The 24,452-nt window shown below is 66.4% G+C and carries 26 protein-coding genes; 15 read left to right on the top strand and 11 right to left on the bottom strand.

Annotated elements, in window-relative coordinates; translation table 11 throughout:
- The 3 genes from CX676_RS06975 to ispG all read right to left on the bottom strand — a co-directional run bounded on the left by CX676_RS06975 (nt 1) and on the right by ispG (nt 3,401).
- On the bottom strand, nt 1-1,584 hold the full coding sequence (locus CX676_RS06975) for a flavin monoamine oxidase family protein (RefSeq protein ID WP_232816606.1): 1,584 nt from the start codon (nt 1,582-1,584) through the stop codon (nt 1-3).
- A 102-nt stretch (nt 1,585-1,686) separates the two neighbouring features.
- A complete protein-coding gene (locus tag CX676_RS06970) occupies nt 1,687-2,235 on the bottom strand; it encodes a DUF1697 domain-containing protein (RefSeq protein ID WP_101751973.1) in 549 nt (182 codons plus the stop codon).
- A 41-nt stretch (nt 2,236-2,276) separates the two neighbouring features.
- Nucleotides 2,277-3,401 carry a flavodoxin-dependent (E)-4-hydroxy-3-methylbut-2-enyl-diphosphate synthase gene (gene ispG / locus CX676_RS06965; protein WP_101754193.1) on the bottom strand — a complete coding sequence of 375 codons (1,125 nt, stop codon included), beginning with the start codon at nt 3,399-3,401 and terminating at the stop codon, nt 2,277-2,279.
- A gap of 191 nt (nt 3,402-3,592) precedes the next feature.
- Between ispG and CX676_RS06960 the strand changes: the two genes are divergently transcribed.
- The gene (locus CX676_RS06960; protein ID WP_101751972.1) at nt 3,593-6,142 is read left to right on the top strand and encodes a penicillin-binding protein 1A; all 2,550 of its coding nucleotides are present in this window, start codon (nt 3,593-3,595) and stop codon (nt 6,140-6,142) included.
- 191 nt (nt 6,143-6,333) lie between these two features.
- Here CX676_RS06960 and CX676_RS06955 read toward each other — a convergent pair whose 3' ends face one another.
- A complete protein-coding gene (locus tag CX676_RS06955) occupies nt 6,334-6,798 on the bottom strand; it encodes a hypothetical protein (protein ID WP_157935866.1) in 465 nt (154 codons plus the stop codon).
- Nucleotides 6,799-6,956: 158 nt separating this feature from the next.
- Here CX676_RS06955 and prfB point away from each other — a divergent pair, with 158 nt between their 5' ends.
- The 5 genes from prfB (at nt 6,957) to CX676_RS06930 (ending at nt 11,507) form a co-directional block, all read left to right on the top strand.
- Complete coding sequence (prfB, locus tag CX676_RS06950; protein WP_101751970.1) at nt 6,957-8,084, top strand: peptide chain release factor 2; 1,128 nt, start codon at nt 6,957-6,959, stop codon at nt 8,082-8,084.
- A 21-nt stretch (nt 8,085-8,105) separates the two neighbouring features.
- Entirely contained in the window at nt 8,106-8,651 is a 546-nt protein-coding gene (locus tag CX676_RS06945; protein WP_101751969.1) for an isochorismatase family protein, read from the top strand.
- Between the two features lie 108 nt (nt 8,652-8,759).
- Entirely contained in the window at nt 8,760-9,230 is a 471-nt protein-coding gene (locus tag CX676_RS06940; protein ID WP_101751968.1) for a GNAT family N-acetyltransferase, read from the top strand.
- 111 nt (nt 9,231-9,341) lie between these two features.
- Nucleotides 9,342-10,325 carry an aldo/keto reductase gene (locus CX676_RS06935; protein WP_101751967.1) on the top strand — a complete coding sequence of 328 codons (984 nt, stop codon included), beginning with the start codon at nt 9,342-9,344 and terminating at the stop codon, nt 10,323-10,325.
- A 132-nt stretch (nt 10,326-10,457) separates the two neighbouring features.
- Nucleotides 10,458-11,507 (top strand): patatin-like phospholipase family protein, encoded by a 1,050-nt coding sequence (locus CX676_RS06930; protein WP_101751966.1) that lies wholly within the window; start codon nt 10,458-10,460, stop codon nt 11,505-11,507.
- On the opposite strand, the gene CX676_RS06925 is transcribed toward CX676_RS06930, so the two are convergent.
- The 4 genes from CX676_RS06925 to CX676_RS06910 all read right to left on the bottom strand — a co-directional run bounded on the left by CX676_RS06925 (nt 11,471) and on the right by CX676_RS06910 (nt 14,494).
- On the bottom strand, nt 11,471-12,187 hold the full coding sequence (locus CX676_RS06925) for a DUF502 domain-containing protein (RefSeq protein WP_101751965.1): 717 nt from the start codon (nt 12,185-12,187) through the stop codon (nt 11,471-11,473). The two genes, CX676_RS06930 and CX676_RS06925, sit on opposite strands and share 37 nt — an antisense overlap.
- An 85-nt stretch (nt 12,188-12,272) precedes the next feature.
- Nucleotides 12,273-13,187, bottom strand: coding sequence for a pseudouridine-5'-phosphate glycosidase (locus CX676_RS06920; RefSeq protein ID WP_101751964.1), 915 nt, complete (start codon nt 13,185-13,187; stop codon nt 12,273-12,275).
- A gap of 70 nt (nt 13,188-13,257) precedes the next feature.
- Nucleotides 13,258-14,139 (bottom strand): PfkB family carbohydrate kinase, encoded by an 882-nt coding sequence (locus CX676_RS06915; RefSeq protein WP_101754192.1) that lies wholly within the window; start codon nt 14,137-14,139, stop codon nt 13,258-13,260.
- Entirely contained in the window at nt 14,129-14,494 is a 366-nt protein-coding gene (locus CX676_RS06910) for an ArsR/SmtB family transcription factor (protein WP_101751963.1), read from the bottom strand. The genes CX676_RS06915 and CX676_RS06910 overlap by 11 nt, the downstream gene beginning before the upstream one ends.
- A 187-nt stretch (nt 14,495-14,681) precedes the next feature.
- Here CX676_RS06910 and CX676_RS06905 point away from each other — a divergent pair, with 187 nt between their 5' ends.
- From CX676_RS06905 to CX676_RS06885, 5 genes are all read left to right on the top strand, one after another.
- A complete protein-coding gene (locus CX676_RS06905) occupies nt 14,682-15,059 on the top strand; it encodes an AtpZ/AtpI family protein (RefSeq protein ID WP_101751962.1) in 378 nt (125 codons plus the stop codon).
- A gap of 1 nt (nt 15,060) precedes the next feature.
- The gene (locus tag CX676_RS06900; protein WP_198590301.1) at nt 15,061-15,816 is read left to right on the top strand and encodes a F0F1 ATP synthase subunit A; all 756 of its coding nucleotides are present in this window, start codon (nt 15,061-15,063) and stop codon (nt 15,814-15,816) included.
- Nucleotides 15,817-15,875: 59 nt separating this feature from the next.
- Nucleotides 15,876-16,112: a F0F1 ATP synthase subunit C gene (locus CX676_RS06895; RefSeq protein ID WP_101751961.1), complete on the top strand. Its 237-nt coding sequence runs from the start codon at nt 15,876-15,878 to the stop codon at nt 16,110-16,112.
- Nucleotides 16,113-16,196: 84 nt separating this feature from the next.
- On the top strand, nt 16,197-16,844 hold the full coding sequence (locus CX676_RS06890) for a F0F1 ATP synthase subunit B' (RefSeq protein WP_101751960.1): 648 nt from the start codon (nt 16,197-16,199) through the stop codon (nt 16,842-16,844).
- Nucleotides 16,841-17,398, top strand: coding sequence for a F0F1 ATP synthase subunit B (locus CX676_RS06885; protein ID WP_101751959.1), 558 nt, complete (start codon nt 16,841-16,843; stop codon nt 17,396-17,398). Before CX676_RS06890 ends, CX676_RS06885 begins: the two co-directional genes overlap by 4 nt.
- A gap of 67 nt (nt 17,399-17,465) precedes the next feature.
- On the opposite strand, the gene CX676_RS06880 is transcribed toward CX676_RS06885, so the two are convergent.
- From CX676_RS06880 to CX676_RS06870, 3 genes are read right to left on the bottom strand one after another with little or no spacing between them, the layout of a single operon-like run.
- Complete coding sequence (locus tag CX676_RS06880; RefSeq protein ID WP_101751958.1) at nt 17,466-19,178, bottom strand: chloride channel protein; 1,713 nt, start codon at nt 19,176-19,178, stop codon at nt 17,466-17,468.
- Nucleotides 19,179-19,206: 28 nt separating this feature from the next.
- Nucleotides 19,207-20,019 carry an NAD-dependent epimerase/dehydratase family protein gene (locus tag CX676_RS06875; RefSeq protein WP_101751957.1) on the bottom strand — a complete coding sequence of 271 codons (813 nt, stop codon included), beginning with the start codon at nt 20,017-20,019 and terminating at the stop codon, nt 19,207-19,209.
- A gap of 10 nt (nt 20,020-20,029) precedes the next feature.
- Nucleotides 20,030-20,923: a glycosyltransferase gene (locus CX676_RS06870; protein ID WP_101751956.1), complete on the bottom strand. Its 894-nt coding sequence runs from the start codon at nt 20,921-20,923 to the stop codon at nt 20,030-20,032.
- Nucleotides 20,924-21,092: 169 nt separating this feature from the next.
- Between CX676_RS06870 and CX676_RS06865 the strand changes: the two genes are divergently transcribed.
- From CX676_RS06865 to CX676_RS06850, 4 genes are all read left to right on the top strand, one after another.
- On the top strand, nt 21,093-22,472 hold the full coding sequence (locus CX676_RS06865; protein WP_101751955.1) for an FAD-binding oxidoreductase: 1,380 nt from the start codon (nt 21,093-21,095) through the stop codon (nt 22,470-22,472).
- 164 nt (nt 22,473-22,636) lie between these two features.
- Entirely contained in the window at nt 22,637-23,434 is a 798-nt protein-coding gene (locus CX676_RS06860) for a glycoside hydrolase family 25 protein (RefSeq protein WP_101751954.1), read from the top strand.
- A complete protein-coding gene (locus CX676_RS06855) occupies nt 23,407-24,066 on the top strand; it encodes a CPBP family intramembrane glutamic endopeptidase (RefSeq protein ID WP_101751953.1) in 660 nt (219 codons plus the stop codon). The genes CX676_RS06860 and CX676_RS06855 overlap by 28 nt, the downstream gene beginning before the upstream one ends.
- Nucleotides 24,067-24,078: 12 nt before the next feature.
- Complete coding sequence (locus tag CX676_RS06850; RefSeq protein WP_101751952.1) at nt 24,079-24,435, top strand: VOC family protein; 357 nt, start codon at nt 24,079-24,081, stop codon at nt 24,433-24,435.
- Nucleotides 24,436-24,452: the final 17 nt, after the last annotated feature.

The following is a 24,452-nucleotide window of genomic DNA, read 5'->3' as shown; positions in this document are numbered from 1 at the left end:
TCAGCCGGCGATGACGCGTTGATGCAGGCGGGTGATGGCGTCCAGCGCCGACAGGATGGCGCCCTCCTGCCAGCCCGGCCATTGCGACAGGTGCTCTCCGGCGCAGACCAGCCGACGATCGACCTCGCAGGCCTTGAAGAAGGTGTCGCCATACTCGTCCCAATGGCCATAGCAGCCAAGGGTCCAGGAATTGCGGTGCCAGCCGAAGCTGGCGCCGGCGGTGAATTCCTGGCGATAGTTCGGCCCGTGGATCTTCTCGCCATCGGCCAGGCAGCGCTCGATCCGCTGTTCGGGCGTCAGCGCGGTGAATTCATAGGCGGGCTTGCCGAACTGGTAGGCGCCCAGAAGCACGCCCGGCCCGGCGCTCATCATGTCGGCGGAGGGATAGCTGATCTGGCCGATGGAGAGATCGGTGAAGGTGATCCCGCCATAGATCTTCTCGTCCTGCTCCCAGAAGCGGCGCTTCATCTCCAGCCCGGCCTTGAAGCCCTCGTAATACCAGACGGTATCGACGGCGTTCTGCAGGTCCGAGGACAGGTCGGCCTCGATCTGGCCCAGAACCGAGAAGGGGATGGTGCAGACGCAGTAATCCGCCGTCACCTGCCCACCTTCACCCTCGCCCGAGGAGCTGTCGTAATCGATGGTCACGCCGGTCTCGCTTTGCGCGATGCGGGTGACGCGGGCGTCATAGGTGATCAGGTCGCCGACCTCGTTGGCAAAACCACGGGCGATCATGTCCATGCCGCCGATGGGCTGGAACAGCGGGGCGTGGTGTTCGTAGATGTCATGCTCGCGCAGGTGATGCCAGAGGCCCGAGCGCAGCAGGTCGTCGCGCCCGATCGGCGTCGAGGGAACGGGGGCCGAGGTCATGCCGCCGCCGGCGGGCTTGTCATAGCCGCGCAGGTTCGAGGTGCCGATATTGCTGGCATAGCGCATGTCCTTGTCCAGCGCGCCATACTCGCGCAGGCTTTCCAAGAGCATGTCCTTGGTCTCGCCGGTCACCTCGTCATCCAGCGCGCCGGCATTGACCGCCTTGGTCAGAAGCTCGGTCACATGGCCCTGGTAATCGGCCTTGATCCAGGACTGGCGCTGCGGCTTGCCGTCGAAGGCATCCTTGGAATGCAGGTAGGCGCTGAGGTTTTCCTGAACGAAGGGTTGCAGGGCGACACCGAGGCGCTGGCAGTAATGGATCACCCCCTGGTGGTGATGCGGGATGCGCCAGGGTCCGTTGTTGAAGAACTGGCCTTCCGAGAAGCCGACCTTCTGGACGAAACCGCCCATCTCGTGCACCTCGTCGCCACCGCGCAGGGTGATGCAGCGGCCTCCGGCGCGTTTCTGGTATTCGAGGATGGTGACCTTGTAGCCCGCATCGCGCAGTTCCAGCGCCGCGGTCATCCCCGCAAGACCGGCGCCAAGGATGACGACCGAGGCGCCCTTGGGGTCGCCCTCGAGCTTCACCGGCTTGTAATCGCTTTCCTGTGCGTGACCCATCGTGGTCATCGCCCGCAGCATCGCTGCGCTGCCCGCCGTCGCCCCGATCAGGGTCAGCAGGCTGCGCCGCGACATGGTTCCGAATGGTGACATAACTGGTCCCTCCCCCATGCTACCAAGGTAGGATGATAACAGACCCGTGAGGGGATTGTTCCCCCTCTGCGTGCAGAATCCGCAAATAGTCGCCTATGAGGCTCAGCCCGGCGCGCAGGCGGCTAGGATCTTGCCGAGGCTGTTCCAGTTCCGCGCCGTGCCAGGCTGGCCGAAATGCCGTTCCAGCCGGGCCGGGGTCAGCTTCGACTGGCCGATGGTCTCGGGATAGTCGATGAAGACCTCGCGGCCGACCAGCCTCAAGCGCTCCGGGCCGGGATAGCCGGTGGGCAGGCAATCGGCGGCAGGGTCGGGCGGCTGCGACAGGAACATCACCAAGAGACGGCTGGGGCGTTCCGTGGCGACCTCGGGGAAGGGGTTCGCGTTCAGGACCTGCCGCAACTCCGCCGGGCGGCGCAGGAAGACCGCATTCGTCAGCCCATGCGCCGCCATGATCCCGTTGAGATGGTCGCCGATCTCGGCTTCGGGCTGTGCCGAGCGAAAGACGACATTGCCGGTGGCGAGAACTGTCCGCGGGCCGCGAAACCCGCGCGCCTCGCAGGCCCCGCGCAGGTCGGCCATCGACAGTTTCGCATGGGTGCTGCCGCCAATGGCGCGGATCAGCGCGATCCAGGTATCCGGCTCATGGTTCATGCAGCCACCCTGCCGCCGGGACGACCCGCCGGCAAGGCCGGTTATTCGGCCGCCTTCGCCGCCTCGGCCTCGAGCTTCGAGGCGCGTTCCTCGACCAGTTCGACGATGTGGTCGACCATCTGCGCATTGGTCATCTTGTGCGCCTGCTTGCCGGCCAGGTAGACCATGCCGCTGCCCGCGCCGCCGCCGGTGAAACCGATATCGGTCATCAGCGCCTCGCCCGGCCCGTTCACCACGCAGCCGATGATCGAGAGCGACATCGGCGTCTTGATATGTTCCAGCCGCTGCTCCAGCGTCTCGACCGTGCGGATCACGTCGAACCCCTGCCGCGCGCAGCTGGGGCAGGAGATGATCTGAACGCCGCGGGTGCGCAGACCCAGAGATTTCAGGATCTCGAAGCCGACCTTCACCTCTTGCACCGGATCGGCCGAGAGGCTGACCCGGATGGTGTCGCCAATGCCCGACCACAGCAGGTTCCCGAGCCCGATGGCGGATTTCACCGTGCCCCCGACAAAGCCGCCGGCCTCGGTGATGCCCAGATGGATCGGGGCATCGGTCGCCTCGGCCAGCTGCTGATAGGCGGCGGCGGACAGGAACACGTCCGAGGCCTTCACGCTGATCTTGAACTCGTGGAAGTCGTTGTCCTGCAGGATCTTGATGTGGTCGAGGCCGCTTTCGACCATCGCATCGGGGCAGGGCTCGCCGTATTTCTCCAGGAGGTGCTTTTCCAGCGACCCGGCATTCACGCCGATGCGGATCGAGCAGCCGTGGTCCTTGGCCGCCTTGATAACCTCGCGCACGCGGGCGGCATCGCCGATATTGCCCGGGTTGATACGCAGGCAGGCGGCGCCGGCCTCGGCCGCCTCGATGGCGCGCTTGTAGTGGAAATGGATGTCCGCGACGATCGGCACCGGGCTTTCGCGGCAGATCTCGCGCAAAGCCTTGGTGGTTTCCTGATCAGGGGCGCTGATGCGGACGATATCGGCGCCGGCCTCGGCCGCCGCGATCACCTGCGCCAGCGTCGCCTTGACGTCATGGCCATTGGTGTTGGTCATGGTCTGCACCGAGATCGGGGCATCGCCGCCGACCGGCACATTGCCGACCATGATCTGCCGCGACTTGCGCCGCTCGATGTTGCGCCAGGGGCGGATCGGGTTGTGGGTCATCGGGACCTCCGGGTTTCGCCCCCGCAGATACGCCATCGAGACCCGGGCGGCAATGCCAAGCGGGTCCGCGCGCAAGGCTGTGAACGGGGCAGAAGACAGGCCGGGCCGGCGCAAGCCAATAACCCAAGGTTGTTTTGACGCGCCCCGGCCCAGAGACTATAGAGGCAGGCGATTCACGAAAGGTCCGGTCCTTGCTGCGCAGCATCTTTTCTTTCTTCGGTGGCATCTTTTCCTGGGTCGTGACAGCGGCCGTCTTTGTCGCGCTGACCATCGGCGGGATCTTCTGGATCTATTCCCGCGACCTGCCGAGCCACGAGACGCTGGCGCAATACACCCCCAAGACCATCAGTCGGATCTATTCCGGCGAGGGCCGGCTGATTGACGAATTCGCGCAGGAGCGCCGGTTGTTCGTGCCGATCGACGAGATCCCCGACCTGGTGAAGCAGGCCTTCATCAGCGCCGAGGACAAGAATTTCTACACCCATCCGGGCTATGACCCGCGCGGCATGATTGGCGCCATGGTCGAGGCCGTGCGCTCGGGCGGCAGCAATGTGCGCGGTGCATCGACCATCACTCAGCAGGTGATGAAAAACTTCCTGCTGTCCAGCGACCGCAGCATCGAGCGCAAGGTCAAGGAACTGATCCTCGCCACCCGGCTCGAGGATACGTTGACCAAGGACCAGATCCTCGAGCTGTACCTGAACGAGATTTTCCTCGGCCAGAACAGCTTCGGCGTTGCCGCCGCCGCCCAAACCTATTTCAACAAGACGCTCAGCGAACTGTCCCCGCACGAGGCCGCGACCCTGGCCGCCATGCCGCAGGCGCCCGGCCGCTATCACCCCGTCCGCGCCAAGGACCGGGTGACGGAACGGCGCAACTATGTCCTGCGCGAGATGTGGCAGAACGGCTATATCGAGCAGGCGACCTATGAGAGCGAATCCAAGCTGCCGCTGCGCTCGGTCCAGAACGGTGATTTCCCCTCGTTCCAGGAGCAACTGCCGCCGCGTGATTATTTCACCGACGAGATCCGCCGCCAGCTGAGCCGGGAGTTCGGCGAAGAGGAATTCTTCGGCGGCGGTCTGACCATCCGCGCCACCGTCGAGCCCGACATGCAGAACGTCGCCGCCGATGCGCTGCGCGAGGCGCTGGAGGATTACGACCGCGGGCGTGGCGTCTGGCGCGGCACCGGCCTGACCCTTCCGCCCGAGGCGCTGACCGACGAGGCCGCATGGCGCGGGGCGCTGTTCGAGACCGAGGCGCCGCGCGACATTCCGGGCTGGATCCCGGCGGTGGTGCTGGAACTTGGCCAGAGCGATGCCCGCATCGGCATCGAGGGCATCGAGGAAGATGCCGACGGCCACTGGATCCCGGCCAAGGACGTGCAATGGGCGCGCAAGCGTCAGGCCGATGGCAAGCTCGGTCCCCGCGCGCAGGTGGCGGGCGACCTGGTCTCGGTCGGGGACGTGGTGCTGGTCCGCGCCATGACCGAGGATGGCAGCGGCGCTTTCATCCGCTGGACCTTGCGGCAGGTGCCCGAGGTCGAGGGCGGCTTCATGGCGATGGACGTGAATACCGGCCGCGTCGTGGCGATGCAGGGCGGCTTTTCCTACCAGTCCTCGGTCTTCAACCGTGCGACACAGGCGATGCGCCAGCCGGGCTCGAGCTTCAAGCCCTTCGTCTATGCCGCCGCGCTGGACAACAACTACACCCCGGCGACGATCGTCGTCGACGAGCCGATCAAGATCAACACGCCGCAAGGGTTGTGGACGCCGAAGAATGCCGGTGGCAATTTCTATGGCCCGACGCCCTTGCGCACCGGGATCGAGCAGTCGCGGAACCTGATGACCATCCGCATCGCCGACGATATCGGCATGGAGCGGGTGGCCGAATATGCCGAGCGCTTCGGCGTCTATGACCATCTGGACCCGTTCCTCGCCAACAGCCTCGGCGCGCAGGAAACCACGCTGTTCAAGATGGTTGCCGCCTATGCCATGTTCGCCAATGGCGGCGAGCGGGTAGAGCCGACGCTGGTCGACCGGGTGCAGGACCGCCGTGGCCGCACCGTCTATCGCCATGACAAGCGGATCTGCGAAAGCTGCGGCCAGCAGGCGCTGCCCGCCGGGCAGGGGCCGGTCATCGACAACAACCGCGAGCGGGTGATGGATGCGGTGACCGCCTATCAGCTGACCTCGATGATGGAAGGCGTGGTCAAGCGCGGCTCGGGCAAGGGCGTGAACCTGCCGGTGCCGATCGCCGGCAAGACCGGCACCACCAATGACGCCAAGGACGTGTGGTTCATCGGCTTCTCGTCGAACATCGTCGCCGGCTGCTATCTGGGCTATGACACCCCGCGCACCCTGGGCGAGAACGCCTTTGGCGGGACGCTGTGCGTGCCGGTGTTCAACGCCTTCATGCGCGAGGCGGTGAAGCAATATGGCGGCACCGAGTTCAAGGTTCCGCCCGGCGGCTACTGGGTCAAGATCAACCGCCATACCGGCCAGCGCATGGCCGACAACGCCACCGGCGATGACGTGATCGCCGAGTATTTCCGCGATGGCAGCGACCCCAGCTGGAACTCGCCGGTCATCGTCGCAGGCTTTGGCGATGGCGACGTGGTGCTGCCCTGGGAGGCCTCGGCCCCCGGCGCCGGCGCCACCGCCGTCACCACCTCGACGGGCCAGAAGCGGGTGATCCCGAAGAAGGCCGATTTCGGCACACTGTCCTCGGGCGGCCTGTATTAGGCAAACTTGCAGACCCGGCCCGGGGACAAGCGCGAAGCGCGCCCGGGCCAGCGGACGACCGCCCCATCGGGCGTCCGCTTTGGTGCCGATCAGCGCCGAACAGCCGTTCGATATGCTGGCGCCATAAAGCGTCTGCCTTCAACCGCCAGCAGCGGAAGCCCGCGGTCGCCCGCCGGCCCTCTCTTTGCGCGTCAGGGGCAGGGTCGGTTGGTGAAGACCCCCGGATTGCCCCCGCGCCGGCATGTCTGCCGCGTGCCATAGGCCGTGGCCGCCGCCGCGCCGGTTTCGGCGTAGATGGCAAATTCGATCACGTGCTGCTCGGTCTCGACCGCGTCATCGGGCAGCCCGCTCTGGGTCAGCACCACCGCGCCGCGGTCAAGCCCGATGATCTCGCCCGAAAAGATCTTCAGCGTCTCGGCGTAGTTTCCCTCGGGCCGCTCGGCCGGCGCCAGCCGCGACTGGATCACCGCCCCGGCCTCGTCCAGCGATTCCTGCCCGGTCAGGCCGAACATCGCCGCATCGCGCAGCAGGTAATCGCCGGCGCTGATCGCGGGCACATCGCCCCAGCCGCCGCCCGCCGGGCGCAAGCCGGGCGCGGGGCCGCAGGCAGCGGTGATGAGGCAGAGCATCAGGGCAGGGCGGATCGCGGATCGCATGGCGGGACCTTTCGCGGGCGGCATTGCGTTCATCCCAGCATAAGCCTGATTGGGCGCATGACCAGACGCTGCGGTCACCTGCGGCACCGCCCGGTCTTGTTCCCGGGCCGGCTGCGCGCTATCTACCCGCTTCGACACAAATCCCGAGGAATCCGCTGATGCGCGCAGAAACTCAGTCCACGATTGATGCCATCCGCAAATCCCTGACTCTCTTGGGCCAGCGGATGGATTGGGAAACCGCGCCGCACCGGCTGGAAGAGATGAACGCCATGATCGAGGCGGGCGACCTCTGGTCGGACCCGGCCCGGGCGCAGAAGCTGATGCGCGAACGGCAGGCGCTCTTGGACGCGGTCGAGACCTATCGCCGGATCAGCACCGATCTCGAGGCCAATGCCGAGATGGTGGAACTGGCGGGCGAAGAGGGCGATGCCGAACTGGTGGCGGAATCCGAGGCCAACCTGAAGGCGCTGGCCGAGATGGCGGCGCAGAAGGAGTTGGAGGCACTGCTCAACGGCGAGGCCGATGGCAATGACACCTTCCTTGAAATCAACGCGGGCGCCGGTGGCACGGAAAGCTGTGACTGGGCCTCGATGCTGGCGCGCATGTATGTGCGTTGGGCCGAGAAGAAGGGCTATGAGGTCGAGCTGATGTCGGAAAGCGCGGGCGAAGAGGCGGGGATCCGCAGCGCCGCCTACAAGATCTCTGGGCATAACGCCTATGGCTGGCTGAAATCGGAATCGGGCGTGCACCGGCTGGTGCGCATCTCGCCCTATGACAGCGCGGCGCGGCGCCATACCTCGTTCTCGTCGATCTGGGTCTACCCGGTGGTGGACGACAATATCGAGATCGTCATCCCCGATAACGAGATTCGCATCGACACCTATCGCTCGTCGGGCGCCGGCGGACAGCACGTCAACACCACCGACTCGGCGGTGCGGATCACCCACCTGCCGACCGGCATCGTGGTGACCAGTTCCGAGAAATCGCAGCACCAGAACCGGGCGAACGCGATGGCGGCGCTGAAATCGCGGCTCTACCAGGCCGAGCTGGATCGCCGCAACGCCGCGATCAACGCCCAGCATGACGCCAAGGGCGATGCCGGCTGGGGCAACCAGATACGTTCCTATGTGCTGCAACCCTATCAGATGGTGAAGGACCTGCGCACCGGCGAGGAGACCAGCGACACGCAGGGCGTGCTGGACGGCGATCTGGATGCCTTCATGGCGGCGACGCTGGCCCTCGACGTGGCGGGCAAGTCGCGCGCCGAGGCGAATTCCGAGGATTGATCGGCTGATGGGGGCGCGGGAGTGACGACGAAAACCGCGCTTCTGGTCGTCGACATGCAGATGCTGATGCTCGACCGCATCGCGCAAGGCCGCGACTGCCTCAACGCCGATGCGCCGGATCGGCTCGCGACGCTGTTGGCGGATTTCCGGGCCGAGGGGCGTCCGGTGATCCATGTCCTCCATCACGAGCCGGATCCGGCCGCCGAATTGCACGCCGATGCACCGGCCAGTCAGCCCATTCCGCAGACGCAGGCCGTGCCGGGTGAGCCGGTCTTCATCAAGCACACTTCCTCGGCTTTCGCATCGACCGGGTTGGAACGCTTCCTGCGCGATGCGGGCATCACCGATCTGGCCGTTGCCGGGGCAGTTGCCGGGTTCTGCGTCAATTCCACCGTCCGCGCCGGTGCCGATCTGGGTTTCCGGATGCAGGTGATCCGGGATGCGGTGATGGGTTTCGACCTGCCGGCGGCGGGTCTTTCCGCCCAGGCCATCTTCGACGTGACCATGGCGCATCTGGCGGCGGATTTCGCCCGGCTGGTCGATACGGGCGATCTGCTCGCGGGCTGAGGTGAAGGCGCAGGGACCGGCCCGCGCAATCGCCGGCGTAGTCGCGGAGCCGTGTTTGGCTGTCTCGAGCCCATTGCAGCCAATCGATGGAACGAGCAGGTTTGGCGCATGGACGAATCCAGACTGACCATACGACGCGCCATCAAAGCCGATATCCCTCAGCTGTTGGAGCTGTACCGGCACCTCATTCCCGGAGATGAACAACCCACGGAAGCTCAGGCGGGTGACGCTTTCGCGCGCTTTCTCACCTATGCAGGAAGTGCGATCTTTCTGGGCGAACTGAATGATGTGCTGGTTGCTTCCTGCGCGCTTGTCGTGGTCCCCAATCTCACGCGGGGGGCGAAGCCCTTCGGTCTGATCGAGAACGTTGTAACGCATAGTGACCATCGAAACTGCGGCTACGGGCGCCAGATCCTCGATGCGGCATCGGAATCCGCCTGGGCGTCAGGCTGCTACAAGGTCATGCTCATGACGGGCTCGCAGAAACCTTCGACGCTCAGCTTCTATCTCGCGGCGGGTTTCGAGCAATCAAAGACCGGCTTCCAGAAGCGGCGCTTTCCAGTTCGATCCGAAATCTGACACTCGTCTGCCCCGCCCGGTAGACCCGATCCGTTCGAATTGGCGACATTGCCTTTCCATTTCCCGCGCCGGCGGGCAGGGTTGCCCCGGAAAACGTGAAAGGGGTCGGTGATGCAGACACGGAAACTGGGCGCGGATGGTCCCGAGATCGGTGCGGTGGCGCTTGGCACGATGAATTTCGTCGGCGCCTATGCGGCCGGTGATCCCGACGAGGCGCTGCGCTGCATGGCGCGCTGCCTTGATCTCGGCATCAATCACTTCGACACCTCGAATGTCTATGGCAAGGGCCGGGCCGAGGAGTTGCTGTCGGGGTTCCTGAAGACCCGCCGCGATCAGGTGGTGCTGGCCAGCAAGGTGGGCATCACCCGCGAGAAGGAACGGCCCTTCAACAACGAACCCGATTACCTGCGCGATTGTCTGGACGCCTCGCTGAAGCGGCTGAAGGTCGATCATCTTGACCTCTACTACATCCACCGCCGCGACCCCTCGGTCCCGGTCGAGGAGGTGATCGGCCAGATGGCGCGATTCCGGGACGAGGGCAAGATCCGCGCCATCGGCCTGTCCGAGATCGCGCCCGCGACGCTGGAACGCGCGGCGGCGGTGGCACCCATCGCGGCGGTGCAGTCGGAATATTCGCTCTGGACCCGGCTGCCGGAACTGGGGCTGGTGCAGGCCTGCGCCCGGCATGGCGCGGCGCTGGTGGCTTTCTCGGCACTGGGCCGGGGCGTGCTGACCGACGCGCCGCCGCAGCCCGATGACCTGCGCGAGGGCGATCTGCGCCGCGGGATGCCGCGCTTCGATGCCGAGAACTATCCGCGCAACATGGAGAGGATCGCGCGTTTCGCGGACTATGCGCACGAGATCGGCCACAGCGCCGAAGCCGTCGCGCTGGCCTGGCTTCTGTCGCGTGCGCCCCATGTCATCGCCCTGCCCGGATCGCGCAGCAGCGCGCATATGGAGGCCAATGCGAAGGGCGGCGACCTGGTCCTGACGCCCGGGCAACTGGCCGAGATCGAGACGCTGCTGCCGGTCGGTTTCGCCCATGGCGCGCGCTATAACCGCGCCATGTCGCGCGGGCCCGAGGCCTATTGCTGAGCGCAAGGCCTCACGGCGCTTCACATCCGGGCGATATGACGCGGCGCCGGTGCGGAGCTTCCTCAGCAACGCCGTGCAAAGCCTGTCGCGCTTTGCTATGCTGCGCCTGCAAAATAGAGGCAGGTATCTGATTTGGAACCGAAACACATCAATCTGGCGCTGCAGGGCGGCGGTGCGCACGGGGCCTTTGCCTGGGGCGTGCTGGACCGCTTGCTGGACGAGGACTGGCTGATCGTCGACGGCATCAGCGGCACCTCGGCCGGGGCGCTGAACGGCGCGGCGGTCAAGGCTGGGCTGGCGCTTGGCAACAGCCGGGCCGGGCGCAAGGCGGCCAAGAAGAACCTGGCCTATATCTGGGAAAATGTGAGCCAGGTCAGCGACAACCGGATGATCCGCTGGCTGAGCTCGAACATGATGGTGCCGCGCGGGTTGCAGCGTTGGGCCGAGCTTTTCACCCCAGCCGCCTGGCTGGAGGGGATGACCCGGGTGTTCAGCCCCTATGATTACGGCCCGCTTTATTCCAACCCGCTGTTGCCGATCCTGAAATCCATGCCGCATCCGGTCTTCTGGGGCGAGGCGGGGCCGCGTCTCTTCATCAATGCCACCAATGTCCGCACCGGTCGTATCCGGGTCTTTACCGGGACCGAGGCGACCTGCGAGGCGGTCACCGCCTCGGCCTGCCTGCCCACGCTGTTCCGCGCGGTCGAGATCGATGACGCCAAGACCGGGCGGCGCGAGGCCTATTGGGATGGCGGCTATTCCGGCAACCCGGCGCTTTACCCGCTGTTCGCGCCCGCCCTGCCGCGCGACATCGTCATCGTGAACATCAACCCGATGATGCGCGAGGCGCTGCCGAAGACGCCGGCCGAGATCCAGGACCGGATCAACGAGGTCAGCTTCAACAGCAGCCTGCTGCGCGAGTTGCGCGCCATCAACTTCGTCAAGAAGCTCTGGGCGGAACAGCGGATCAACGACCGGCAGATGAAGAACCCGCTGATCCACATGATCATGGATGACGTGCTGATGAACGACCTGAACGCGCGCTCGAAGCTGCTGCCCAATCCGCAGATGCTGGAACGGATGCGGAATGCGGGGCAGGCGGCAGCGGATGCGTTCCTCTCGGAGCACGCCGATGACCTGAACAATCAGGATACGGTGGATTTGCCGGCGCTGTTTTCCTGATCCTTCGCCGCCTGGCCGGCCGGGTAGACCAGCCCGGCCGAGATGATCAGCTTGGCCGCGTCCTCGATGCTCATGTCCAGCACATGCACATCCTCGGCCGGGACATAGAGGAGAAAGCCCGAGGTCGGGTTGGGCGTGGTCGGCAGGAACACCGCCAGCATCTCGCGCTGGGTCGCGGTGGCCAGCTCGCCCTTGGCCGGGCCGGCGACGAAGCCGATACCCCACAGCCCCTTCCTTGGATATTCGATCAGGCAGGCACGGTCAAAGCGTGCCTCGTTCTGCGACAGGATGGTCTCGGCGATCTGCTTCACCCCGCCATAGACCGATCGGACGATGGGCATGCGGTCCACGATGCGCTCGCCGGTGCGGATCAGCGAACGCCCGAACCAGCCCTTGGCCGCCCATCCGATCAGGATGGTGACCAGCAGGAACACCACGACGCCCACGCCGCGCAAGGGAATGCCGATCCATTGCTCGGGCCGCCAGCGTTCCGGGATCATCGGCAGTACCCAGCTGTCCATCCAGCCGGTCAGGGTCCAAATCAGCCAGACGGTGATGCCGATGGGCGCCACCACCACCAGCCCGGTCAGGAACGAGGCGCGCAGGGCGGCGACGGGACCGGGCTTGCGCAGGGGCGCGGGATTCGGGTGCAGCGGCGGCAGGTCGTCGGGATGGCGCATGATGTCCAGCGGAAAAGATCGCCGCCATCAGCCCGCGATTCGCGCCGCCGGTCAAGTGAAAGGCTGGTGACGGTTAACGCGCCCTTCAGCGCATGGCAGCGGCAATCTGCGCCGCCAGCCGTGCATTGTTCAGCACCAGCGCGATGTTCGAGGCGAGCGAGCGACCCTCGGTCAGCTCGAAGATGCGCGACAGAAGGAAGGGCGTCACCGATTTCGCGGCAATCCCCTGCGCGGCCGCCTCGGCCAGCGCCTGTTCGATCACCGGGTTGATGATCGCGGCGGCGATCTCGTCACCCTCGGGGATCGGGTTCGCCACCAGTTGCCCGCCGGGCAGGCCAAGGGCGGCGCGCATGTCGGCGGCGGCGGCGATCTGGGCGGGGGTGTCCATCCGCAGCGGCGCGGCAAGGCCCGATTTGCGCGACCAGAAGGCGGGGAATTGGTCCTGCCCATAGGCGATGACCGGCACGCCGAGGGTTTCCAGCACCTCGAGCGTCTTTGGCAGGTCGAGAATGGCCTTGGCCCCCGCCGCCACCACGGTGACCGGGCTGATCGCCAGTTCCTGCAGGTCGGCGCTGATGTCGAAGCTCAGTTCCGCGCCGCGATGCACGCCGCCGATGCCGCCGGTGGCAAAGACCCGGATGCCGGCCAGCGCGGCGCAGATCATCGTCGCGGCCACGGTGGTCGCGCCGGTGCGGCCATTGGCGATGCAGACAGGCAGATCGGCACGGCTCAGCTTCATCACCTCGGCGGGCGGGGTTTTCGCCAGTGCCTCCAGCGCTGCATCGTCCATGCCGATATGGATGCGCCCGCCCATGATGGCGATTGTGGCGGGCACGGCCCCGCCCTCGCGGATCGCCGCCTCGACCTTGCGCGCCATGTCCAGGTTGTCGGGCCAGGGCATGCCATGGGTGATGATGGTCGATTCCAGCGCCACGACCGGCTGGCCGGCATCGAGCGCGGCCTGAACCTCGGGCGAGTAGGAAAGGGGGGCTTGGGTCATCGGGCTGGCTCCGTCTGCTGTTGGGGGGCTGGTGCCATGATGCGGCGCCTCTGGCAAGCGCGTGCGGCGGTCAGGGCAGGTCCTTGCCCGCGACATGGGCGGCGGCGGCTTGCGTCGCGGCCATCAGCGCCGCCTCGCGCGCCGCGCCGGCCTGTTCGGCCACAAGATGCGCGGCGAGGAAACAATCGCCCGCGCCGGTGATCCGGGCGATGCGGACGGCGGGGGGCGTGGCGGTCAGGGTGGGCTGGCCGGCCATGGCATCGGCCACACGCTCGCCGCCATCGGTTACGATGACGCGGCGCGCACCCCGTGCCACCACCGCCTCGGCTGCCGTCACCGCATCGGCGCAGGGAATGCCGGCGAGGATCTCGCCCTCGAGCCGGTTCAGGTAGAAGCAGCCGCGCCCGGCGGCGATCAGCGGGGCCAGCCGCTCGGCCTTGCCGGGACTCGCCGGGACCACGCGCAGATCGGCCTGCGCCAGTCGTGGATCGGCCGACATCTGCGCCAGAAGGCGTTCGGTCAGGTTGCCATCCAGCACCACCGGGCCATCCCAGCCCTTCAGCACACCATCGAGCGGTGCAAGGATGCGATCGCCCGCCGCCTCAAGCGAATGCGCGTCGGCAATGGCGGCGACCAGCCCGGCATTATCCTCGACCGCCATATAGCAGTCGGTCGGCAGGTCCGGGTCGCGCAGGATGTGCTCGATCACCACGCCGAGCCGGACGGATTGCGCCACCAGCGCATCGCCCTCGGGTTCCGTACCGACGGCGGACAGGACCGCAGGCCGCATCCCTCGGCGGGCCAGCGCGATGGCGACATTCAGCGCCACGCCCCCCGGGATATGCGCGATCCGGCCCGGAACGTCATGGCCGGCCTGCATCGGGCGGGTGGACCGCCCGATCACGTCCCAGAGCATCGCCCCGATGCAGAGGATGTCTGGCTTACTCGTCATCATCGTTTCCCTTGTCCTCGGCCCAGTCCGCCATCTCGATTTCCAGAAAACGCTCGAAATCGTCAAGATCGACCGGATCGAACTGGCCGAAACCCTGCATCCAGATCGAGGCCGCGCGCATTCCGGCGGGTTCCAGCTTGCACCAGGTGATCCGCCCGCGCCGCTCCTGCCGGATCAGCCCGGCAGCCGCCAGCACCGCCAGGTGCTTCGAGATTGCCGCAAGGCTCATCTGGAAGGGCTCGGCCACATCGCTGACCGCCATGTCGTCTTCCAAGAGCATCGACAGCACCCGCCGCCGAGTCGGATCGGCGAGGGCGGCGAAAATCTGGTCGAGAGGGTCGATCTGAAGGCTCATCTGGGCGCTGATGCTTAACCGGGCGGTTGACTATCGCCGCGCCACTTCCTGAATGCAAGCGCGGTTTCCGGCCTGGGGCGTTTTTCAAATCAAAACAAATTCAGTCACTTGCGATCTCGGACGGCTTGCTTGACTCGGGCGGCTCCAGCCCCTATCACCCGGCCAACCTGTAACGAGGGCGTGAGACATGGCCGACGGGCCCCTGGAAGATGCGGAGAGGGCGAAAGATGCCGCCCGGCTACGCGACTTCGAGGAGCGGCTGGCCAAGAAAACGCGGATCGACGACGGGCCGAAGCCAATGGCGACCCATGACCAGGCACACCTTGCCTGGCGCATGGTGATCGAGCTGGTGGCGGGGCTTGGTCTCGGTTTCGGCATCGGGTTCGGGTTGGATAAGCTGTTCGGCACCATGCCGTTGATGCTGATCCTGTTCATATTCCTCGGCTTCGCGGCCGGCGTCAAAACCATGATGCGCACCGCGGCCGAACTGGGCGAGAGGTCGGTCCGAGCGGCCGGCGAGACGGAACAACCGGCCGAAGCGGCCGAGAAGGACGAGAGGGGCTGACGTGGCGACCGAAGCGCATGGCGAAAGCACAGGGCTGGAATTCCACCCGATGGATCAGTTCATCGTCAAGCCGTTGTTCGGCGACGGTCCGGTCCAGTGGTACACGCCCACCAACGTGACGCTGTGGATGGGGATCATTCTCCTCGCCATCATCGCGCTGTTTGTCATGGGCACCCGTGGCCGCGCCATCGTGCCGAACCGGGTCCAGTCCATCGCCGAACTGGGCTATGGCATGGTCCACAAGATGGTCGGTGACGTGGTCGGCAAGGACGGGCTGAAATACTTCCCCTATATCATGTGCCTGTTCCTGTTCATCGTCTTCGCGAACATGCTGGGCCTCTTGCCGAAAGCCTTTACCGTGACCTCGCATATCGCCGTGACCGCCGTTCTGGCGCTGGCGGTGTTCATCAGCGTGACGGTGATCGGTTTCGTGAAGAACGGCACCCATTTCCTCGGCCTCTTCTGGGTCACCTCGGCGCCCCTGGTGCTGCGCCCGGTGCTGGCGGTGATCGAAGTCATCAGCTACTTCGTCCGCCCGGTCAGCCACTCCATCCGACTTGCCGGCAACATGATGGCCGGTCACGCCGTGATCAAGGTTTTCGCCGGCTTCGCCGCGCTGGCGCTGGTTTCGCCCGTCTCGATCCTGGCGGTCACCGCCATGTACGGGCTCGAGGTGCTGGTGGCCTTCATCCAGGCCTATGTCTTTACCATCCTGACCTGTGTCTACCTCAAGGACGCGCTGCATCCGGGCCACTGAGGCCGGGTCGTCAGGACATTCACCCTCATTCACAACTTCCAACCGCAAGGAGACATCTCATGGAAGGGAATATCGCAGAGCTGGGTCAGTACATCGGTGCCGGTCTTGCTGCTATCGGTTCGGGCGCTGCCGCCGTCGGTGTGGGCAACGTTGCCGGTAACTTCCTGTCGGGCGCCCTGCGCAACCCGTCGGCCGCCGCTGGCCAGACCGCGACGCTGTTCATCGGCATCGCCTTCGCGGAAGCTCTGGGGATCTTCGCGTTCCTCGTCGCGCTTCTGCTGATGTTCGCAGTCTGATCCAGCCTCATCCTTGCGGCGGGATGGGGTGTGCGTGACCCGCGCCCCCATCCCATCGTGACCTTCAAGGCCAAGGGGTAGGACATGATCAGCCTGTTGCAAGAGGCCGCCAATACCGCGGCCGAACATAGCGAAGACGTTGCCGGCCACGCTGCCGACGCGGCTGCGCATGGGGCCGACGCTGCGGCGCACGGGGCGGAAGCCGCTGCTGCGCATGGGGCAGAAGCCGCCAGCTCGGGCATGCCGCAGCTGGATTTCAGCACCTTCCCGAACCAGATCTTCTGGCTCGTGGTCACCATGCTGATCCTTTACTGGGTGATGTCGCGCATTGCCCTGCCTCGCATCGCTTCGGTCCTGTCGGACCGTCAGGGCGCCATCACCGGCGATCTGATGGCGGCCGAGGAATTCAAGCAGAAGGCCAAGGACGCCGAAGCCGCCTATGACGCGGCGCTGGCCGAGGCCCGCAGCGAGGCGCAGAAGATCGTCGCGGCGAACAAGGCCGAGATCCAGAAGGTTCTGGATGCCGCCATCGCCGATGCCGATGCCGAGATTGCCGCCCGCACGGTGGAATCGGAAAAGCGTATCGGCCAGATCCGCGACTCGGCCCAGGCCGATGCGCAGACCGTTGCCAAGGATGTCACGGCCGAACTGGTCCGCATCTTCGGTGGTACTGCCGATCAGGCACAGATCGATGGCGCGGTGGACAGCCGCCTGAAGGGGGTTCGGCAATGAAGAAACTGACTGCTGCCCTTCTGGCCCTGTCGGCCAGCCCGGCCTTTGCCGCGACCGGTCCGTTCTTCTCGCTGAAGAACACCGACTTCATCGTCACCATCGCCTTCCTGCTGTTCGTCGGCATCCTGATCTACATGAAGGTGCCCTCGATCATCGGTGGGATGCTCGACAAGCGTGCCGACGGCATCCGTGCCGATCTGGACGAGGCCAAGCGCCTGCGTGAAGAAGCGCAGGAGATCTATGCCAGCTACGAGCGCCGCCAGCGCGAGGTGAAGACCCAGGCTGACGAGATCATCGCCAATGCCAAGCGCGAGGCGGAAGCCCAGGCCGTCAAGGCCCAGGCCGATCTGAAACTGTCGATCGCCCGTCGCCTGAAGGCGGCCGAGGACCAGATTTCCAGCGCCGAAAGCGATGCCGTGCGTGCGGTCCGTGATCGCGCCGTGCAGGCGGCGGTTGCCGCCGCCTCGGACATCCTCGGCAAGCAGGTGGCCTCGGGCCAGCGCTCGGCCGGTATCGACGACGCCATCGACGAAGTGGCGCGCCGCCTGAATTGACGTCGTTCACGACGGGACAGTGAATCGAACCCCGGCCAGAAATGGCCGGGGTTTTTCCTTTGGCGGTTCAGCCGTGCTCTTCCGCCGCCGCCTCGGCCAGCGCCTGGTTCAGCGCCCGCAGCGCATCGACGTGATAGACGACGCCGAGGATTTCGGGATCGGGCAGGCTGTCGGGATCGTCGCCCTGATCGGCCTCCTCGGGCGGGCGGATCACCGGCAGGAAGGCGGCGCCGGTGCGCTCGAACTCGGCCAGCGCCTGGTAGAGCCGCATCCCCTCGGTCAGTGCCTTGCCGGTGGCGACGAGGTTGCGGACTAGGTCTGCTGGCGGGGCATTCTCGGCCGTGATCGGGCGCAGGATGGCGGTGATGCGCATCTTCTGCGGCAGCCAGACCTGCGGCCCCTCGGCAATGCGCACGCCGCGATTTTCCAGCTGCGTCAGGAAAAAGGAGCGATGCACCAGCCGCGAGGCCAAGGCCGAGGACAGCGACACGGCGGTCATCACCGCGATCCCGGTCTGCCAGTCGCCCGTCATCTCGAAGACGATCAGCGCGGTCGAAATGGGCGCGCCCAGCACCGCCGCACCCACTGCGCCCATTCCGGCCAGCGCGTAGAGGTTTACCGAACCCGACACGTCGGGCAGGATGCCGGTAGCGACGATGCCAAACGCGAGCCCGGTCAGCGAGCCCATGACCAGCGCCGGCGAGAAGATGCCGCCGCCCATGCGCCCGCCAAGGGTGATCGCCACGGCCACCGCCTTGACCACGGCAAAGATCACCGCCTCGGACAATCCGATGCGCCCCTGCAGCGCCGCCGAGGTGGTCTCGTAGCCGACGCCGATGATATGCGGGAAGGGGATGGCGATCAGCCCCAGCAAGCCGCCCGCCACGGTCGGCCTGATCCAGCGCGGCCAGCTGCGCCCGGCCATCAGGTGATTGCCAAGCGCATCGGCGCTGAGCACCGCCTTCATCAGCGCGGCGGCGACCAGTGCCGAGACGAGGCCCAGCAGCATGAAGGCCGGCAGTTCTACGTTGAAGGCCAGCGAGGCCTGTTGCGTCAGGGTGAACTCGGTCAGCCCGCCGAATTCCAGCCGATTGATGACCGTGCCCGCCACGGCGGCGATGGCGATGGGGGCGAAAGAGTGGATGGCGAAATGGCGCAGCACCACCTCATGCGCGAACAGCGCCCCGGCGATGGGGGCGTTGAAGCTGGCCGCGACGGCCCCGGCGACGGCACAGCCCAGCAGATCGCGTCCGGTCATCGGGCTGGCCTTGATCCGGCTGGCGACCAGCGTCGAGATGACGCCCGCCAGATGCACTACCGGCCCCTCGCGACCGGAACTGCCGCCGGATCCCAAGGTGATCAGCGAGGCCGCCGCCGAGGCCAGCCCGGCTTTGACCTCGACCCGCCCGCCATCCAGCGCCGCCCCCTCGATCACATCGGGAACCGAGCGCACGCGCCCGTCGGGGGTAAAGCGATCAAGGATCACGCCCACGACAAAGCCGCCGATGATCGGCACCACCAGCACCCAGTACCAGGGCAGATGCGCCCCCGCGCTGGCCAGTGTCAGGTCGTCGGCGCCATAGATGGTGCGTTGCAGGGCGCTGATCCCCAGCCGGAACCCCAGCGCCGCGAAGCCCGCGCCGACCCCGATCAGCAGCGCCAGGAACCAGAATTCCAGCTTGTTCGGGCCATGCTCCAGCATCACCCGCAGCGCATGGCGGCAGCGGCCAATGGCATAATGCCAACCCCTGACGACCCAGCTGCGCTTGCCTGAACTCATCGCTCCATCCCCTTGAGGGACCAGCGAATCACACTTCCGGGCTTTGGTCCAGCAGCCTTGGCAGGGTGGCACGCAACAAATCCATCCTGCCGGGCCGCCAGCCAAGCGCCACGAGACCGCTGCAATCGGCGATCCGCAGGGCCGAGGCATCGGCGCGGGGCGGCAGCGGATGGCGGCAATCGGTCAGCCGGGCGACCTCGGCCAGCAGGTCGTGATGGTCCAGCACGAGATCGCTGACGTTCAGGCTCGCCGGGGCATCGTCGCGCAGCGCCAGCAGCGCGGCGGAGGCCAGGTCATCGCCATGCACCTCGGTCGCCACGCGCGACGGCACCGGACGCCCGGCCAGGTAATCCGCGAACATTTCGCGCCACTTGTTGCCCTTGCCGGGGCCATAGACGCCGGTCGCCCGCAGCGAGACCGCGTGCAGCGGCAATGCGGCCAGGGCCGCCTCGGCCTGTGCCTTCACCTCGCCATAGAGCGTGGTCGGCGCGGGCGGCAAGTCGTCGGTCAGCAGCGTCCCGGCCGGACGCCCGTCATGCACCGCCCGCGAGGACAGGAAGACGATCCGGGCCACACCAGCCGCTGCCGCCGCCCGGAAGAGGCGCAAAGTCCCGTCGAGGTTCAGGTGCAGAAAACCCTCGGGATCATCGCCCTCGCCACCGCGATAGCGGCCGGGCGCATGGGCGAAGGCGGCATGGATCAGCGCGTCATGGCCCGAGAGGTCCGGGGCATCGCCAAGTCGGTAGCCGGGCAGGGGGTTCAAATCGTGACCGGCGGCGCGGACCCCTCGGGCCAGAAAGCCGCCGACGATGCCGCTGGCCCCGGTCAGCGCGATCCGCATTGCGTTAGGCTCACGCGGCCGGGCGTTGCTGGGCGGCGAGGTCCGGGATTGGCCCGCCCTCGGCGATCTGCCGCCAAAGCGCGATCAGCGGGGCCAGTTCGGCCGATTTGGCGTGATCGTCCCAGGGCTTTTCATACTGGAAATGCAGGATGTGGATGTCGTTCCAGCTCCAAAGGTCGGGCAGGTTCATCCAGACATATTGCAAGAGGTTGTACTGGATCGGCAGGCCGTGCCAGTCGGGGAAATACTCCTGCAGGAAGGTCTGGTCGGTGCGCGGCCAGAAGAGGCCGGGCCGGTCCAGACGCGCCAGCATCCGGCGGAAGGTCTCGGCATCGGGGCGGGCGGTGAAGACGCCGGAATTCATCCGGTGGAACCCATCCAGCCCGTCATAGACATTCGGCGCGGCGCAAAACTCGGGGAAATCGAACAGCTTGTCCACCGGCCGCAGCACCACCGCATCGGCATCGATGAAGACGCAGCGGGCGTAATCCAGCTGCCACAGCCGCAGCTTGACGAAATTGTCCAGGGGCGTGTGGAAATCGGGTTTGCTGCCGCGGGTGAAGGCGGCGCGGGCGTGCAGCGCATCGCGGGCGTGAAGGGCGTCGAACCCCTCGCTGGTGGGGAGAAGATCGGCCTCGATCAGCCGCGCGCCAAGCGCGCGCAGCCGCGCCAGCCCCTCGGCCGGGATATGGCGATGCATCACCGCGATGTCGGCATCGGTGCCCGACAACCGCAGCGAGCGGACCAGCGCCTCGGCCCCGGGAAGGTAATCGGCATTCGTCACCAGCGTGACAAAAGCGCGCTCTGCCCGGGCCGGCAATTCGGCACGAAGGCCCGGCGCGATGCGGTAGCCGCTGCGCCATTCGACCGGATGAGAGAACTGGCTGATACGTTCAGATGTCATTGCGGAACAGTTCCTTGCCTCACAACCCTGAAACGAACCTGATGCAAGGCTAGTTCCCCTGCATGACATGAAGATGGCAGCTTCATGCAGGAATTATGACAGTGGCGGGGGCGCTTTCCCATCCCCGCGGCGCGCGATAGGCTGCAATCCTCCTATCAGAGGTTGTGTGATGCCGATCCCCGATTCCGTCCTTGCCGAATTGCAGTCCCTTCTGGGTGCGCGGCTCTCTGTCACCCAGGTCGACCGCGACCAGCATGGCGCCTCGGAAAGCTATCACAGCGCGCCGCCGCCCGATGCGGTGGCCTGGCCCGAGACGACCGAGGAGGTCTCGGCGATCCTCCGGCTCTGCAATGCGCATCTGGTGCCGGTGATCGGCTGGGGCACCGGCACCTCGCTGGAAGGTCACGCGCTGGCGGTCAAGGGCGGGATCACGCTGGACATGAGCCGGATGAACAAGGTGCTGGAGATCCGGGCCGAGGACATGCAGGTCTCGATCCAGCCCGGTCTGACGCGCGAGGAGCTGAACACCGAGCTGCGCGCCACCGGGCTGTTCTTCCCCGTCGATCCCGGCGCCAACGCGAGCCTTGGCGGCATGGCCGCCACGCGGGCCAGCGGCACGACGGCGGTGCGCTATGGCACCATGCGCGACAATGTCCTGGCGCTCGAGGTGGTGCTGGCCGATGGCCGCGTCATGCGCACCGGCACGCGGGCGGCGAAATCCAGTGCCGGCTATGACCTGACGGCGCTGATGGTCGGCTCGGAAGGGACGCTGGGGATCATCACCGAACTGACCCTGCGCCTGCATGGCCAGCCCGAGAAGATCGCCGCCGCCGTCTGCGCCTTCCCGACGCTGGAGGGGGCGGTCGATTGCGTCACCGCCACCATCCAGTCGGGCATCCCGATGGCCCGGATCGAGTTCATCGACGAGGTGTCGGTCCGCGCCTTCAACAGCTATGCCAAGCGCGATTTCCCCGAACAGCCGCATTTGCTGATCGAGTTCAACGGCAGCGAGGCGAGCGTGGCCGCCGATGCCGAAAGCTTCGGCGCGCTGGCCGAGGAATTCGGCGGGCAGGGTTTCCAATGGGCTGCGACGCCCGAGGAACGGAACGCGCTGTGGAAGATGCGCCACCAGGCCTATCCGGCGCAGCTGTCAGTGCGCCCGGGCAGCACGGCCATGGTGACGGATATCTGCGTGCCGATGTCGAAACTGGCCGAAGCCGTCGCCGCCGCGCATGAGGATATCGCCGCGGACGGCATGGTCGGCCCGATCCTCGGCCATGTCGGCGACGGCAATTTCCACTCGGCCCTGCTGGTCGAGCCGGGCAACGAGGACGAACTGAAGCGCGCCAAGGCGCTGGCCCGGCGCATGGCCGAGCGGGCGCTGGCGGTCGGCGGTACGATCAGCGGCGAGCATGGCGTGGGCATCGGCAAGCGCGCGCTGATGGCCGAGGAGCATGGCGAGGCCTGGGCGGTGATGGGCGTCATCAAGGCAGCGCTGGACCCGAACAACATCCTCAACCCGGGGAAGCTGGTGCCGGATAGGGGCTGAGGGCCGAACGGCAGCCCCCGGCCGATGGGCGGGCTGCGAGTTCGCCCACCCTTCGCCCCTGCCTTTCACCGTTCTGACGCAGTCGTGACCGACACGGCCCGGTGACTTTTGTTCACGGCTTTGCGATAAGTGGAAAAAAAGCAGAGCAGTGTTTCGGGGCAGCAATGAAATTTCTGGTAAAACTGATCATGGCCATGATGCTGGTGACGATGGTCGTCAGCTGTGGCCGCACGCCGTCGCGCGGCGGAGGGGGCGGGGCCGTCTATGTCGGCGGCAATACGCCGCAGCTGGGCGACAGCGATCCGCATATCTGGCGCTCGGGCCATCCCTATGGCCACCAGGTCCACGGCATCGACATCTCGCGCTGGCAGGGCGACATCAACTGGGCGCAGGTGCGCGGCGCCGGGATCAGCTTTGCCTTCATCAAGGCGACCGAGGGTGGCGATCACAGCGACCCGAACTTCCAGCGCTACTGGCGCGAGGCCGGCGCGGCCCGCATCCCGCGCGGCGCCTATCATTATTTCTACTTCTGCCGCTCGGGCGCCGAGCAGGCGGCCTGGTTCATCCGCAACGTCCCGCGTGAACGCGGCGCGTTGCCGCCGGTCATCGACCTGGAATGGACCAATTCGCGCACCTGCCCGCGCCGCCCGCCGCCGCACGAGGTCAAGCGCGAGGCCGAGATCTTCATGCAGATCGTCGGCCAGCACTACGGCCAGCGTCCGCTGATCTATACCACGGTCGACTTCTACAAGGACAACCAGCTGGGCACGATGCGGGCCGAGTTCTGGCTGCGCTCGGTTGCCGATCATCCCCGCGCGCGCTATCCCGGTCAGCGCTGGACCTTCTGGCAATATACCGGCACCGGCATCGTTCCGGGCATCCGCGGCGACGTGGACCTGAACGCCTTTGCCGGGTCGAGCGCGGATTGGGCAAGATGGCTGCAGACGCATCTGTCGCGATAGGCTCGCGACGCTGGCTTTGGGTTGAATTTGCGGCGCTCTATATCGGGGCGCCGCTGGCCATTGCCCTCTGCCTGCCGCCCGAGCGGATGTTCACGGCGCTGTTCCTCTTCAGTCTCGTCGGCCTCGTGCTTCTGTGGCGCACCGGCGGCTTCCAGTGGCGCAACCTGGTCCGTGGCCGGCGGATGCCCTGGCACGAGATCGCCGGGATCGCGCTGGCCACGCTGGTCGCCGGGGTGGTGATCCTGTCCATCTCGCGCCCCGAGGCGATGTTCGGCATCCTGCGCACGCGGCCGGAATTCCTGCTGCTGATCTGGGCGCTCTATCCGATCCTGTCGGCGCTGCCGCAGGAGTTGATCTTCCGGCCGCTGTTCTTCCATCGCTACGGCGCGCTTCTGCCGCAGGGCAAGGCGGGCATCGCGGTGAATGCGGCGGTGTTTTCCTTCGCCCATCTGATGTACTGGTCCTGGATCGTGGCGATCATGACCTTCATCGGCGGCTGGTTCTTTGCCCGCGCCTATCTGCGCCACGGCTTCCCCGCCGCATGGATGCTGCATGCGGTCGCGGGCAACATGCTGTTCGCGGTCGGCATGGGCTATTACTTCTACAGCGGCAACGTGGTGCGACCGTTCTGAGGGGGCAGGGGCATGGCCAGCGTAACCGGCATCGGCGGCTTCTTCTTTCGCGCCCGCGACCCTGAGGCGCTGGCCGCCTGGTATGACCGGCACCTGGGCATCGGCTGGCTGGGGGAGGGGCCGTGGCAGCAGGCGGCGGGTCCGACCATCCTTGCGCCCTTCCGCCACGATACCGACTATTTCCCCGCCGACCGGCGATGGCTGCTGAACCTGCGGGTGGACGATCTGGCCGGCATGATCGCCCGGTTGCAGGCCGCCGGCATCGCGGTCGAGACCCGGCCCGAGGAATGGGACAGCGAGGTCGGGACTTTCGCGCGAATCCACGATCCCGAGGGCAATCCGATCGAACTTTGGCAGCCGCGCGCTTGACTTCCGCCCCGCGCCGC

Origin of the sequence: Paracoccus zhejiangensis, from assembly GCF_002847445.1 — a bacterium.
Classification (GTDB): domain Bacteria; phylum Pseudomonadota; class Alphaproteobacteria; order Rhodobacterales; family Rhodobacteraceae; genus Paracoccus; species Paracoccus zhejiangensis.
This window is presented reverse-complemented; position numbering and strand designations above follow the sequence as displayed.

What these genes read in the sequence shown, in the direction of transcription:
- CX676_RS06875 (WP_101751957.1), bottom strand. Translation starts at nt 20,019, where the DNA reads ATGCGGATCGCGCTGACCGGGGCCAGCGGCATCGTCGGCGGCTTTCTG.
- CX676_RS06895 (WP_101751961.1), top strand. Translation starts at nt 15,876, where the DNA reads ATGGAAGGGAATATCGCAGAGCTGGGTCAGTACATCGGTGCCGGTCTT.
- CX676_RS06880 (WP_101751958.1), bottom strand. Translation starts at nt 19,178, where the DNA reads ATGAGTTCAGGCAAGCGCAGCTGGGTCGTCAGGGGTTGGCATTATGCC.
- CX676_RS06885 (WP_101751959.1), top strand. Translation starts at nt 16,841, where the DNA reads ATGAAGAAACTGACTGCTGCCCTTCTGGCCCTGTCGGCCAGCCCGGCC.
- CX676_RS06940 (WP_101751968.1), top strand. Translation starts at nt 8,760, where the DNA reads ATGGACGAATCCAGACTGACCATACGACGCGCCATCAAAGCCGATATC.
- prfB (WP_101751970.1), top strand. Translation starts at nt 6,957, where the DNA reads ATGCGCGCAGAAACTCAGTCCACGATTGATGCCATCCGCAAATCCCTG.
- CX676_RS06955 (WP_157935866.1), bottom strand. Translation starts at nt 6,798, where the DNA reads ATGCGATCCGCGATCCGCCCTGCCCTGATGCTCTGCCTCATCACCGCT.
- CX676_RS06855 (WP_101751953.1), top strand. Translation starts at nt 23,407, where the DNA reads ATGGCTGCAGACGCATCTGTCGCGATAGGCTCGCGACGCTGGCTTTGG.
- CX676_RS06850 (WP_101751952.1), top strand. Translation starts at nt 24,079, where the DNA reads ATGGCCAGCGTAACCGGCATCGGCGGCTTCTTCTTTCGCGCCCGCGAC.
- CX676_RS06910 (WP_101751963.1), bottom strand. Translation starts at nt 14,494, where the DNA reads ATGAGCCTTCAGATCGACCCTCTCGACCAGATTTTCGCCGCCCTCGCC.
- CX676_RS06920 (WP_101751964.1), bottom strand. Translation starts at nt 13,187, where the DNA reads ATGACCCAAGCCCCCCTTTCCTACTCGCCCGAGGTTCAGGCCGCGCTC.
- CX676_RS06890 (WP_101751960.1), top strand. Translation starts at nt 16,197, where the DNA reads ATGATCAGCCTGTTGCAAGAGGCCGCCAATACCGCGGCCGAACATAGC.
- CX676_RS06870 (WP_101751956.1), bottom strand. Translation starts at nt 20,923, where the DNA reads ATGACATCTGAACGTATCAGCCAGTTCTCTCATCCGGTCGAATGGCGC.
- CX676_RS06905 (WP_101751962.1), top strand. Translation starts at nt 14,682, where the DNA reads ATGGCCGACGGGCCCCTGGAAGATGCGGAGAGGGCGAAAGATGCCGCC.
- ispG (WP_101754193.1), bottom strand. Translation starts at nt 3,401, where the DNA reads ATGACCCACAACCCGATCCGCCCCTGGCGCAACATCGAGCGGCGCAAG.
- CX676_RS06925 (WP_101751965.1), bottom strand. Translation starts at nt 12,187, where the DNA reads ATGCGCCATCCCGACGACCTGCCGCCGCTGCACCCGAATCCCGCGCCC.
- CX676_RS06865 (WP_101751955.1), top strand. Translation starts at nt 21,093, where the DNA reads ATGCCGATCCCCGATTCCGTCCTTGCCGAATTGCAGTCCCTTCTGGGT.
- CX676_RS06975 (WP_232816606.1), bottom strand. Translation starts at nt 1,584, where the DNA reads ATGTCACCATTCGGAACCATGTCGCGGCGCAGCCTGCTGACCCTGATC.
- CX676_RS06915 (WP_101754192.1), bottom strand. Translation starts at nt 14,139, where the DNA reads ATGACGAGTAAGCCAGACATCCTCTGCATCGGGGCGATGCTCTGGGAC.
- CX676_RS06935 (WP_101751967.1), top strand. Translation starts at nt 9,342, where the DNA reads ATGCAGACACGGAAACTGGGCGCGGATGGTCCCGAGATCGGTGCGGTG.
- CX676_RS06860 (WP_101751954.1), top strand. Translation starts at nt 22,637, where the DNA reads ATGAAATTTCTGGTAAAACTGATCATGGCCATGATGCTGGTGACGATG.
- CX676_RS06970 (WP_101751973.1), bottom strand. Translation starts at nt 2,235, where the DNA reads ATGAACCATGAGCCGGATACCTGGATCGCGCTGATCCGCGCCATTGGC.